Annotated in this window: 10 protein-coding genes; 8 read left to right on the top strand and 2 right to left on the bottom strand. The window is 69.3% G+C overall.

The genetic code is table 11. The annotated features are described in order from the left end of the window. Positions 1–47: 47 nt before the first annotated feature. Together EPO51_RS16420 and EPO51_RS16415 are read right to left on the bottom strand one after the other, a co-directional pair. On the bottom strand, positions 48–2,726 hold the full coding sequence (locus EPO51_RS16420) for a TonB-dependent receptor domain-containing protein (protein ID WP_293352484.1): 2,679 nt from the start codon (positions 2,724–2,726) through the stop codon (positions 48–50). A gap of 88 nt (positions 2,727–2,814) precedes the next feature. Then, a complete protein-coding gene (locus EPO51_RS16415) occupies positions 2,815–4,371 on the bottom strand; it encodes a hypothetical protein (protein WP_293352482.1) in 1,557 nt (518 codons plus the stop codon). 263 nt (positions 4,372–4,634) lie between these two features. Between EPO51_RS16415 and EPO51_RS16410 the strand changes: the two genes are divergently transcribed. From EPO51_RS16410 to virB11, 8 genes are read left to right on the top strand one after another with little or no spacing between them, the layout of a single operon-like run. Next, entirely contained in the window at positions 4,635–5,234 is a 600-nt protein-coding gene (locus EPO51_RS16410; RefSeq protein ID WP_293352480.1) for a lytic transglycosylase domain-containing protein, read from the top strand. Between the two features lie 5 nt (positions 5,235–5,239). Then, a complete protein-coding gene (locus EPO51_RS16405) occupies positions 5,240–5,542 on the top strand; it encodes a TrbC/VirB2 family protein (protein WP_363200836.1) in 303 nt (100 codons plus the stop codon). A gap of 3 nt (positions 5,543–5,545) precedes the next feature. Beyond that, complete coding sequence (locus EPO51_RS16400; protein ID WP_293352476.1) at positions 5,546–5,830, top strand: VirB3 family type IV secretion system protein; 285 nt, start codon at positions 5,546–5,548, stop codon at positions 5,828–5,830. Beyond that, positions 5,827–8,226 carry a VirB4 family type IV secretion/conjugal transfer ATPase gene (locus tag EPO51_RS16395; RefSeq protein ID WP_293352474.1) on the top strand — a complete coding sequence of 800 codons (2,400 nt, stop codon included), beginning with the start codon at positions 5,827–5,829 and terminating at the stop codon, positions 8,224–8,226. Before EPO51_RS16400 ends, EPO51_RS16395 begins: the two co-directional genes overlap by 4 nt. Then, a complete protein-coding gene (locus tag EPO51_RS16390; protein ID WP_293352472.1) occupies positions 8,223–9,404 on the top strand; it encodes a TrbL/VirB6 family protein in 1,182 nt (393 codons plus the stop codon). Before EPO51_RS16395 ends, EPO51_RS16390 begins: the two co-directional genes overlap by 4 nt. Next, positions 9,401–10,159 carry a TrbG/VirB9 family P-type conjugative transfer protein gene (locus tag EPO51_RS16385; RefSeq protein ID WP_293352470.1) on the top strand — a complete coding sequence of 253 codons (759 nt, stop codon included), beginning with the start codon at positions 9,401–9,403 and terminating at the stop codon, positions 10,157–10,159. Before EPO51_RS16390 ends, EPO51_RS16385 begins: the two co-directional genes overlap by 4 nt. Then, positions 10,156–11,250 (top strand): type IV secretion system protein VirB10, encoded by a 1,095-nt coding sequence (gene virB10, locus EPO51_RS16380; protein WP_293352468.1) that lies wholly within the window; start codon positions 10,156–10,158, stop codon positions 11,248–11,250. Before EPO51_RS16385 ends, virB10 begins: the two co-directional genes overlap by 4 nt. Further along, on the top strand, positions 11,247–12,227 hold the full coding sequence (gene virB11 / locus EPO51_RS16375) for a P-type DNA transfer ATPase VirB11 (RefSeq protein ID WP_293352466.1): 981 nt from the start codon (positions 11,247–11,249) through the stop codon (positions 12,225–12,227). The genes virB10 and virB11 overlap by 4 nt, the downstream gene beginning before the upstream one ends. Positions 12,228–12,234 lie beyond the last annotated feature (7 nt).

Here is a 12,234-nt window from a genome sequence, read left to right as displayed (position 1 = left end):
GTGCTCTGGGAGCGGAGGAGGAACTACCATCCTCCCCCGCCAGGAGTTTAGAACGTGGTGCTCGCGGACAGCGTGAAGACCCGGCCGACCTTGTAGGTGTTCACATCGACCCGGTTGCCGTCGGTCGCCTGGAATTCCTTGTACTTCCGGCCGGTGAGGTTGCGGGCTTCGAACTTCAATTCGATGTCCCGCCCAGCCACCTCGACGCCCTGGCGCAGGACCAGATCGATGCGGAAGCCGGGGTGTTCGAAGATGTCGGGCTGTCCAGTGTTCGCCAGGCCCCGGCTCGTCACCCGCTTGCTGGCGTAGTTGATCATCAGCGTCTGCTGCGAGAGACGGCTGCTGTCCTCGAGCCCGATCTGGAGGTTCGCCACATGCTCGGACTGACCGGTCAGCGACGCACCGTCGCGGAAGAAGTCGGTGGCCAGGGTCGAGCTGGAGTTGAACACGGCGACCGGATCGTCCGCCGAGACCTTCAGCTCGGACTTCGAGTAGGTGTAGTTGCCCGCCACCAGCAGGCGCCGGCTCGCCCACAGGTCGCCCTGCAGCCAATCGGCTGCCTCGAAGTACTTCTGCGCTTCCAGCTCGATCCCGTAGAGGTCGGCCTTCGGCGCGTTGGCGAAGCTGGTGGTGAAGGTTTCGCCCGACACGTAGGATTCGATCGGGTGATCGATCTGCTTGTAGAATCCCGCGACCGAGAAGCGCTGGTCCGCCCCGAAGTACCACTCGTAGCGAGCCTCGGCGTTGGTCAGTTCGCTGTCGATGAGCAGGGGGTTACCCCGGTACATGCGGTTGCTGTCCGGGTCGAAGTAGAACTGGAAGATCAGCTCGCGGAACTGCGGCCGGGCCAGCGTCTTGGACAGGTTGGCGCGGAGCTGCATGTCGGGCCGTACCTGCCAGGTCAGGGTCGCGGCAGGCAGCCAGTAGTCGTTGTCGAGGTTGGTGGCTGCGGTAGAGGCGCCCGGCGTGTTGAACACCTCGATCGGCGAAACCTCTTCCTTGGCCGTTTCGTAGCGGACGCCCACGTCGAACTTCAGCGTCTCGGCGAGCGTGCCGTTCAGCTTCGCATAGGCGGCGTGGTTGACCAGGGTTCCCAGGAAGGCCGGGCTGCCCTCGTTCGAATCCACCAGGGTGATGCCGAAGTTGTTGATGACGGAGGGCTGCAGGAGCAGGTCGGGGCGGAACATGTCCACGCCGCCCGGGAAGGTGTTCGGCGCCTGAAACTGGAAGTCCCGGCGCGAACTCTCACGGCGGGTATCGGCGTAGGCATAGCCCACCGTGGCGGTCAGATCGGACGAGAACTTGTAGGAAACATCAGCGCCGCCGGACCAAAGGCGTTCATTCAGGTCCGAGAAGCTGATCGTCGCGTCGCCGTTGTTCCCGTTGTTCAGCCGGTTGACGAAGTACTGGCCGTAGGGGTCGGACGCCACGTTGGTGCGGACGTACTCGAACGACAGCTCGAACGGAGCCTTGCGCTTGGTTTCGGCGTAGCTGGCGCGCAGATCGATGTCGAGATTCTCGGTGGGCCTGAACTCGCCGACGAGTTGGGTGTCGATCAACTGCCGCTCGTACCAGGCGGTGTCCTGCTGCATGTAGTCGACCTCGGTGCCGTGGCGATTGCCGAGGCCGAGCCGGGCGTGCTTGATCGTGTCGTGGACATAGAGGTTGGTCCAACGGATCTTGTGCTGGTTCGCGTCGCCGAACTCGTAGGCCAAGCCAAGCAGGCCGTTGACGACGATCCGCTCATCGGTGGTTACGCGATTGAAGTCGGACTCCAGGTCCGCGAGGTCGCCCTGCAGCGAGGTCTGGTTCACGGCGTCGCGCGTCTGCCACTTGCGGCTATAGCCGGCGGCGCCGATCAGGCCGAGGTTGCCTGACTCCAGGTCAAACGACCGGGCGCCGGAGGCGTTGACCGAGAAGTTCGCGGGAAGATTGTTGTCCTTCTGGAGGACAGCGTTGCGGCTGGTGATCAACTGGCTCGCGATCTTGGCGGTGTCGACGCTGCCGGAGCTGATCCGCTGGCCGCTGGCCAGGAAGGCGGCGAGCGCCGGTGGCTTGTCGCGGTCGCCGTTGTCGTAGCCGCTCCAGTCGGTCTTGCTGCCGTAATAGGTGTAGCCGAGCTGGTTGGTGGTCTCGGTGTCGCCCGAAATGGACGCGCCGATCGTGAAGAAGCCGTCCTGGGGGATCGACCGGGTGGTGAGGTTGATAACCCCACCGCCGAACTCGCCGGGGAAGTTGGGCGAGTAGCTTTTCTGCACCAGGGCCGACGAGACGATGCTGCTGGGGAAGAGGTCGAGCGGGACGACGCGCTTCAGGGGCTCGGGGCTGGGAAGCGGTGAGCCGTTGAGCAGCGCCAGCGAATAGCGGTCGCCGAGACCGCGGACATAGACGTAGCCGCTGCCGACCAGGCTCAGACCGGTCAGGCGCGTCAGCGCGCCGGCGATATTGCCCTCGCCGCTCCGCTTGATCTCTTCATTCGATAGAACCGACAGCACCTGCGAGGTGGACCGGACGACGTTGGTCCGCGTGCCGGTGACCACGATTTCGGAGACCCCGGGGATGGAGACCTCGGGATCTTCCTGGGAGGCCGCTGCGGGCGATGCCGAAGCAGAGGCCGACGCGGCGGTGTCCGGCGGGGAAGCGGGCTGGCCGGCGCCGTGGGCCAATGTCGGCGCGGTCAGCGCGGTGGAAAGCAGCAACAAGGTCGTGAGCCGCCGCGTGATCATTTTCCGATCCCCCGAAGTAAGCAAATCTGGTGAAAAAGGGGGGCCGCCGTCACCGGCCGCCCCCCATCCGACGAAGTCTGGCGGCTGATCAGGTGGTCGGCAGCGAGGTGCAGGCGCCGGAGTTGCCGGAGCCGAAGTTCGCCGCGGTGCTGTTGCAAGTCCAACCCGCGTACCAGGTGTCGGCGCTGTCCTTGACCGCGCCGATGTAGGTCACTGCGGTGAAGAAGGCGCTGAGGGGGGTCACGTTGAAGGCGACGAGGCCCGTTTCGTTGGACCCATTGATGAAGCCGCCGGAGAAGGTCGGGGTGAACGTGTCGCGGTTGTTCGTCCCGGCGTTGAAGAAGCCGGCGACCTGGGTGGCGTTGTAGCTGCCCGTGCCCAGGAACTTGGTGGCGTTGCAGTTCAGGCCCACCGAATGCGCCGTCAGCGTCGCGGGCGTGGCGCCCGAGCCGTTCATGCGGATGCACTCGTTGTTTGGCGAGGCGATGACGCTGTTCACCAGCGTCACGTCCGAGTTGCCGCGGTAGAGGGCCGACGCCTGGTCGTTGGCCTCGTTGTTGCTGCTCACTGCGGGCTGGATCATCGTGAAGTTCGACATCTGCAGCTTGGTGCGCGGCGTGTCGGTCTCGAAGCCGTTGGAGTCGATCTCGTTCAGCGCATCGCCGGCGCCGGAACGCTGGATCAGCAGGGCGAACTGCACGTTCATCCGCGCCCCAGTGTCGACGTCGATGCTGTCGTCGTCGGCGCCGACCGCGATGTAGTGTTTCATGTTCGGCGAGCCGCCGAACCATTCCGACCCGTCGTCCGAACTGTTGTAGCTCATGATGTGGTCGATCACGGTGCCGGAGCCGACGCCTTCGCCCGTGAGCGACTGAAGCTCGACGTTCGCGCCGAGGACGAAGCCTGAATAGCGGATCTGCACGAACGACATCCGGCCGCTGTTGTCGGCGTCGTTGGCGCCGCCGAAGCGCGCGGGATCGGCCGCCCCTTCGGTCTGGCGCTCGCAGGTGCCGGCAGCCACCGAGCCGGTGGTGCAGTCGGTGACGCGTCCGCGACCCATGAGCACCACGCCGCCCCACTGGCCCTGCGACGTCTCGGTGTTGAGGCCGAGGACATTATCGCGGCTCGTGAAGATGATCGGCTGCGTCGCCGTGCCAACCGCGCTGATCTTGTTGCCGCGGTTCACCGCCAGCCACGACTGGCCCGTGCCGCCGAAGAGGATCACGCCCGGATCGATGGTCAGGGTGACGTTGGTGTCCGAAGAGCTGGCGGTGAAACCGCCGTCCGTCCCCACGTCGACGCGACCCGCCATCTGATAGAGCAGGCCGGAAACCTTGGTCAGGCGGATCGAGGTGTTGATGCGCGCCGGCAGGGTGCAGACGCGGTACGTGCCGGTCGGGCCGGTGATCGTGCCGTCGTCCTTCAGGCCCTGCGGATCGGCGATCGTGGGACAACCGGAGGCCGGCGTGACCGTGCCCCCGCCGTTGTTGCCACCGTTGTTGCCGCCGGTGTTACCGCCTGTGCCGTTGTTGATGGTGACGTTGCCGCCCGTCCCCGGCGACGAAATATCGTCCGCTCCGCAACCGGCCAGCGCCAGCGCGCTCAGCGAGCAAAGGAGAAGGAGCTTGAGCTTGTCGCCGTTCATTTGAATCTCCGCGAGATGCATGTGCATGCACGCGGGGCTCCACTTCAGAACCCTTACCGGAGCCTGTCCCCCGCCTGCCCGGGCCGTTCTTAGGCTGCTGGCGTGACACTGCCCCGACACACATGTGACGAGCTCATTGCAAAGCTGGCGATCGGCCGCCGCGGTTGTCATGGAACTGTGTCTGGACGGTCGCCGCGACAATGTGGTCTGGCCGCCACGGGCCCGCATGGGCTATCAAAGGGCTCTATTTTTGGGGGCGGCTCATGGCTCGCGGGGCGTTCGGTCGGTCGGTGTTCGCCACGGCGCTGGGCCTCGGCCTGGCCGGCGCCTCGGCCGCCTCGGCTCAGGTCCTGTCGATTGGCGACGACGGCGCAGTGACCACCTATTCCGGCCCCGCCGTCCATACGGACGAGAGCGTCGCCTTGATCGCGCCGCCCGCACCCGCCCAGCTTACCCGCATCCCGTCGGAGGAGATGGGGCGGCTGATCCAGGAATCCTCCGCCCGCCACGCCGTGCCGGCGCCCATCGTCGAGGCCGTGGCCTGGCAGGAGTCACGTTTCAATCACGCGGCAGTTTCGTCAAAGGGCGCGCGCGGTGTCATGCAACTGTTACCAACAACCGCTAGCGACCTTGGCGTGGACCCTTCGGACCTTAGAGGCAACATCGACGGCGGCGCGGCCTATCTCGCCCAGCAGCTCCGGCGCTTCGGCGACGTGAAGTTGGCGCTGGCCGCCTATAATGCCGGCCCGAAGGCGGTCGAACGCTACGGCGGCGTCCCGCCCTACGCCGAAACCCAATCCTATGTCCGCGCCATCATGGCGCGCCTGGCGGCCACGGCCGCCGTGGGCGCCGGCGCTCCGTGAGGCCCATGAAAAAGCTCGCTCCTCTCACCGCCCTCGCGGCTTTCGCCGCCGCTCCGGCGCAGGCCCAGGTCCAGGGCGACCCCGCCGGTTCGTCGCCGCTGCTGGCCGCGCTGAACTGGGTGCAGGGCACCCTGCTCGGCAACCTGGCCACCACCGCCGCCGTGATCGCCGTGGCGCTGATCGGCTACCTGATGCTGACCGGCCGGTTCGACTGGCGGCGCGGCATCGTCGTGCTCGTCGGCATCTTCATCATCTTCGGCGCAGTCACCATCGTCGCGGGCATCCGCTCGCTCGCGGGGGGCGTCTAGGCCATGAGCCGGCTCGCGTCCGATCCCGTGTTCGCGGCGCTGACGCGGCCCCAGATGATCGGTGGCGTCACCTATCCCTACGCGGTGCTGAACCTCATCGTCACGGCCGAGGTGTTCCTGATCACGCGTTCCTTCTGGTCCCTGCTGATCGCGGTGGTGCTGCACGCGGTGGGCTACGTCGGGTCGTTGCGTGAGCCGCGGTTCTTCGACCTCTGGGTCACGCGGCTGTCCACCTGCCCGCGCGTCCGCAACTTCGCCTTCTGGCGCGGGAACTCGTACCGGCCATGAGTGGGACCTACCTCACCACCGGCGCGGCCAAGGTGCTGGCGCCGCGGGAAGTGGCGGTGGGCTCGCGCCTGCCCTACCTGGGCCACGCCGACGACGTCACGCTTCGCACCCGCGACGGCCTGCTGGTCCAGACCCTGCACCTGGCCGGATTTCCGTTCGAAACGGCGCCGGACGAGGAGTTGAACTACCGCAAGGCGATCCGCGAGACCGTGTTGCGCGGCGCGGCCAGCTCGCGCCTGGCGGTCTATCACCACGTGGTGCGTCGGCGCGTGACGCCGTCGTTCCCGACCGCGCCGGAAGAGCCGTTCTGCGCCACGCTGGATGCGCGCTGGCGCGACCAGCTGGCTAGCCGCCGCCTCTACGTGAACGACATCTTCCTGACCCTGGTCATGCGGCCCACCCAGGGCGCCGGCGGCTTCCTCGAGCGCCTGATGAAGGGGTCGCGGAATCGCGACGTCGACGCCGCCCGGGACCTGCGCGACCTGCATGCGGTCCGCGAAGCGTTCTCCGCGGCCCTCGCGCCCTACGGAGCCCGCACCCTGGGCCTCTACACCGCCGGCGGCGGCGCCCAGCGCTCCGAGCCCGCCGAGTTCCTCAGCCTGATCCTGAACGGCGAGCTGCGCCCCGTTCTCGCGCCGACGGGCGACCTCTCCAACGCCATCGCCGCGCGCCGCCTGAGCTTCGGCCTCGACGCCATGGAGTTCGGCGGCGGGCCGGACGGTCCCAGCTTCGGCGCCATGGTCTCGATGAAGGACTATCCGGCCCGCACGGCGCCCGGTCTGCTGGACGGCGTGCTGCGACTGCCGATGGAGATGGTCCTCACCGAGAGCTTCGCCTTCGTCGACCGGCAGGTTGCGCTGGACCGCATGGGCCTGGCGCTGCGCCGGCTCAAGGCCGCCGAGGACGACGCCTTCAGCCTGCGCGGCGAACTGGCCCAGGCGCGCGACGACGTGGGCGCCGGGCGCGCGGCCTACGGCGAACACCACCTGACCATCCTGGCCAAGGCCGAGACCCTGGACGAACTGGACTCCGGCGTCGCCGACATCCAGTCGTCCCTGGCCGAGGCGGGCGCGGTGGCGGTGCGCGAGGACGTCAACCTGGAGCCGGCCTTCTGGGCCCAGTTCCCGGCCAATTTCAAATACATCTCGCGGAAGGCGATGATCTCGGCCGGCAATTTCGCGGGCCTCGCCAGCTTCCACAACCACCCCACGGGCCAAGCCGACGGCAACCACTGGGGCCCGGCCATCGCCGTGCTCGAGACCACCGCCTTCGGCCCCTACCACTTCAATTTCCACAACGGCGACCTGGGCAACTTCACGGTCATCGGCCCGTCGGGATCGGGCAAGACCGTGCTGCTGACCTTCCTGCTGGCCCAGGCCGAGCGGCTGAAGCCGCGCATCGCCTATTTCGACAAGGACCGCGGCGCCGAGCCCTTCATCCGCGCCATCGGCGGCCGCTATGACGTGATCTCGCCGGGCGAGCCGACGGGCTTCAATCCGCTGGCCATGGCCGACACGCCCGCCAACCGCGCCTTCCTCGGCGAATGGGTGGCCCAGTTGCTGACCACCGAGGGCGACACCCTGGACAGCGAAGACCGCGCCATGATCGCCGACGCGATCGACGCCAACTTCGCCCAGCCCGCCGGACACCGCCGCCTGCGCTACCTGCGCGAGCTGTTCCGCGGCGCGCGGCGTCCCAGCGCCGGCGACCTGGCCTCGCGCCTGTCGGCCTGGTGCGAGGGCGGCGACCACGCCTGGCTGTTCGACAACGCCGACGATCTCCTGGACATCGAGACCCGCATCCTGGGCTTCGACATGACCAAGGTGCTGGACGCGCCGACCATTCGGGTCCCGGCGATGATGTACCTGTTCCACCGCCTCGAGCAGCGCCTCGACGGCACGCCGGCGATGTTCATCGTCGATGAGGGCTGGAAGGTCCTGGACGACCCCGTCTTCGTGCGCCGCATCAAGGACTGGGAAAAGACCATCCGGAAGCGGAATGGCCTGGTGGGCTTCTGCACCCAGTCGGCCTCAGACGCCCTGGACAGCCGGATCGCCTCGGCGATCATCGAGCAGGCGGCGACGCAGATTTTCTTCCCGAACGCCCGGGCCAAGGCGTCCGACTACGTCGATGGCTTCGGCCTGACCGAGCACGAGTTCGAGTTGGTGCGCAGCCTGCCGGACACCTCGCGCTGCTTCCTGATCAAGCGGGGCGACCACAGCGTGGTGGCCCGGCTCGACCTGACGGGCCTCTCGGGCGAACTGGCCGTCCTGGCCGGCACCGAGCGCGCCGTGCGCCGCCTCGACGTGCTGCGCCAGCAGGTGGGCGACGAGCCCGCCGCCTGGCTGCCGACCTTCATGGAAGATCGCGACCGCAAGGGCCGGAGCGCGGCATGAGCAACGCCTGCGCCGCCCTGGTCGACGACGGACTGATCCGCGGCGTCCTCGCCACCGTGGAGTGCCAGACCCGCGCCTACGCCCAGGGCGGCTATCTGGCGCTCACGACGGGCTCGTCGGTGTTCCAGACCGCCCTGACCGCGCTGCTGGTCATCTATGTGGCCCTCATCGGCTACCGGATGCTGTTCGCCCAGGGCTCTGTGCGCCTGTCCGATGCGCCGGCGATCGCGCTCAAGGTCGGGCTGATCATGGCGCTGGTCACCAGCTGGTCCACGTTCCAGACCCTGGTCTTCGACACCGCCGCCCGCGCGCCCGTCGAGATCGCCGGCCTCGTCGCCGGCCCCATGCAGGGGGCCGACCAAGCCGGCCTCGCCGCCAGCCCCATCGACGGGCTGCAGGCGGCCTACACCGAGTTCAGCGTCACGGCCGCCGCCTACGGCAAGCTCGCCGGGCCGGACGCCAAGGGCTACTCCAGCCCGCAGGCCGCCGCCGCCGAGGCGACCGCCGCGGCCTCGGGCGCGATCTTCCTCACCAGCGCCGGCGTGATCTCGGCCGCCACCCTGTCGATCGGCGTCCTGACGGCCGTCGGCCCACTGTTCATCGTCCTGGCGCTGATCCCGATGACACGCGGCCTGTTCGTGGGCTGGCTCCGGGCCCTCGTCGCCTCGGCCCTGGTCCCCATGGTGGCCTGGCTGTTGGTGGTGCTGATGCTCATCGTACTGGACCCCTGGGTCGCCATTCTGACCGAGCAGCGCATGGGTCAGCGGCTCGAGCCGCAGACCGCCATGAGCGCCGCGGCGCTAGTCTTCGTCTTCGCCGCCGGTCAGGCCGCCCTGGTCATCGGCGCCTGCGTCATGGCGTTCGGCTTCAAGCTGCCCTCCCCGACGGTCGACCGCGGCGTGCGGGCCGGCGAGTCCGGCCGGATCGCTCAGGCGGCGGGCGCCGGCCTCGCGCCGCTGCCCTCGCGCGCCGAGCGCCTGGCCATGGACCTGCAGCGGGATCAGGCCCAGGCCACCGCCGCGCGCACCCGCTCCGCCTCGACGGCGGCGGCCGCCTCCGCCGCGGCCTCGGCCCGCACCAGCCGCCACGTGTCCGTCGGCCTCGACGAGACCCGCCGCCTCGGGGACGCCTACCGTCGTCCCGCCTTCACCGCGCGCCGCGCGGGAGCCGCCCGATGATCCGCCTATCAACCCTCGCCGTCACCCTGGCCCTTGTCGCGGGGCCGGCCCTGGCCGTCGTTCCCCAGCCGGGGCCCGGCGACCCGCGCATCCATGTCGTCGCCTACGACCCTGAAGAGGTCGTCGAGCTGAGGGTGGCCCTGGGCTACCAGCTCTCGGTCGAGTTCGATCCTGCCGAGCGGATCGAGAACGTCGCCATCGGCGATTCCCTCGGCTGGCAGGTCACGCCGAACCGGCGCGCGAACCTGCTGTTCCTGAAGCCGATGTCGCAACGGCCGCCCACCAACATGACGGTGGTGACCAACCTGCGGCGCTACAACTTCGAGCTCAGCCTGCGCCCGCGCGCCGTGGCCCGGAGCACGCCCTTCACCGTGCGCTTCCTCTACGCGCCGCCGGTGATGGCCTACGTCGCCCCGCCCCCGCCGCCCAAGCCGCCGGTGGAAGCGAATGTCGCCTATTCCTACCAGGGCTCACCCAGGACCCTGCCGGTGAAGGTCTTCGACGACGGCCAGGACACCTATTTCTCGTTCCGCCAGGGCGAGGACCTGCCGGCGATCTTCGCCCTCAACGCCGACGGCGGCGAGGCGGTGGTCAACACCCGTGAGCGCGACGGCTATGTGGTCGCCGACCGCGTCGCGCGCGGCTTCGTGCTGCGTCGAGGCGACGAGATCACTCGCATCTACAACGACGGCTTCCGCGTCGAGGAAGCCAGCGCGCTCCCGCAGCGCAAGAAGGATCCGTGGTGGCGGCGATGAAACGCAACGACCAGACCCCGTCCGACCTCAGCCCGGTCTTCGCGCGCGCCGCCTCGGCGCGCCCGCAGGTGCAGGCGCCAGATTCACCCTGGACCATGTGGGTGGGCGTGGCCGGCGCCGCCGTTCTGGGCGTCATGGTGTTCAACGGCTTGGCCAGCGGCCGGGACGCACGCGCCCAGACCGCGCCGCCGCCCGCGCCGAAGGCCGCACCCGCGCCGCCTCCCGTCCCCGCGCCTGCGCCCGCCCCCGCTCCGGCGGCGGCCCCGCCGGCCCCGGTGGTCATGCAATCCGTCGCCCCGCCTGCCGACCCCGAGCAGGCGCACTGGCGCGCGCCCACGGTCGTCGTCGACTTCGGCGCCGCCAGCGCCGCGGCCGAAGGCGTCCAGCTCGCCCAGGCGAACACCTCCCCCAACCAGGCCGTGGCCGGTCCTGCGCCGGCCAACGACGTGCGCCAGTCAGCCGATGAGCGGTTCGCAGCCGGCGTCACGCGCGGCCTGGGCGACACCGCCCGCGCCACCCAGATGCGCGACCTGGGCCGCACCGTGCCGCAGGGCTCGGTGATCCCGGCCACCCTGGAGACGGCGATCAATTCCGACCTCCCGGGCGCCGTCCGCGCGGTGGTCAGCCGCGATGTCCGCAGCTTCGACGGCAGCCGGGTGCTGATCCCGCGCGGCTCGCGGCTGGTCGGCCAGTACAAGAGCGCCGCCGCCGTGGGCCAGACCCGGGCCTTCGTGGTCTGGTCGCGGATCATTACGCCCACCGGCGTCACCATCGACGTGGGTTCGCCGGCGACCGACGAGCTCGGCCGCGGTGGCCTGTCGGGCGAGGTGGACACCCATTTCGTGCGCCGCTTCGGCTCCTCGATCCTGCTGACCGTCATCAGCGCCGGCGGCCAGGCGCTGGCCAACAGCGCCAGCAGCGGCGACAGCACGACGCTGGTGATCGGCGGCGCCGGCGGCCAGGGCTCGAACCCCGCCGCCATCGCCCTGCAGAAGCAGATCGACATGCCCGACACCATCAAGGTGGCCCAGGGCTCTCCGGTTCAGGTCTCGGTGGCCCGCGACCTGGACTTCTCATCCGTGGTGCGATGACCGCGAACGTCTATCTTTCCGCCTATCTGGCGCCCCTCTCTCCCTGGCTCTCGCGGCCGGACGTCACCGACGTCCTGATCAACCGGCCGGGCGAAGTGTGGGTCGAGACCACCGGCGGCGCCATGTGCCGCGAACCGGCCGACGAACTCGACGAGATGGCGTTGCAGCGCCTGGCCCGCCAGATCGCCGCCGCCAGCCACCAGGGCGTCAACCGCGAGCAGCCGCTGCTGTCGGCCACCCTGCCCGACGGCGCCCGCGTGCAGGTCGTGGCGCCCCCGGCCACCCGCGGCGGCCTGGCCATGGCGGTGCGCAAGCACCTGATCTCGGACATGAGCGTCGGCGATCTGGCCCGCGACGGCCTGTTCGACGCGGCCCACCGCACCGACGCCGCAAAGACCCGGGAGGCCGACGCCGAGCTGGAGGCCGTGCTGGAGAGCGGCGACCTCCACACCTTCCTCAAGATGGCGGTGAAGCGCCGCAAGACCATCGTCATCTCCGGCGGCACCGGCAGCGGCAAGACCACCCTCCTGAACGCCCTCGTCAAGGAGATCGACCGCGAGGAACGCCTGGTGGTGATCGAGGACGCGCCGGAAGTCCGGCTGGACCACGCCAACAGTGTCGGCCTCGTGGCCGTGCGGGGCGAACTGGGCGAGGCCAAGGTCGACGCCGACGCCCTGCTGGCCGCGTCCCTGCGCCTCCGGCCCGATCGGATCCTGCTGGGCGAACTTCGGGGCAAGGAGGCCTTCGCCTTCCTGCGCGCGGTGAACAGCGGCCATCCCGGCTCGCTCACCACGATCCACGCCGACAGCCCCGCGGGCGCGCTGGACCAGATCGCCCTGCTGGCCCTCACCTCCGGCGTCGATCTGGGTTGGGAGAAGGTGCAGACCTACGTCAGCCGCGTCATCGACGTGGTGGTGCAACTCGACCGTGTGGACGGCGCGCGGCGGGTGAGTGAAGTGCTGTTCCGGCCGCGCTAGACTACGC

The sequence above is a fragment of the Phenylobacterium sp. genome (assembly GCF_004297125.1).
Lineage (GTDB): Bacteria > Pseudomonadota > Alphaproteobacteria > Caulobacterales > Caulobacteraceae > Phenylobacterium.
The sequence above is the reverse complement of the archived record's forward strand: the minus strand, read 5'-3'. Positions and strand labels throughout refer to the sequence as shown.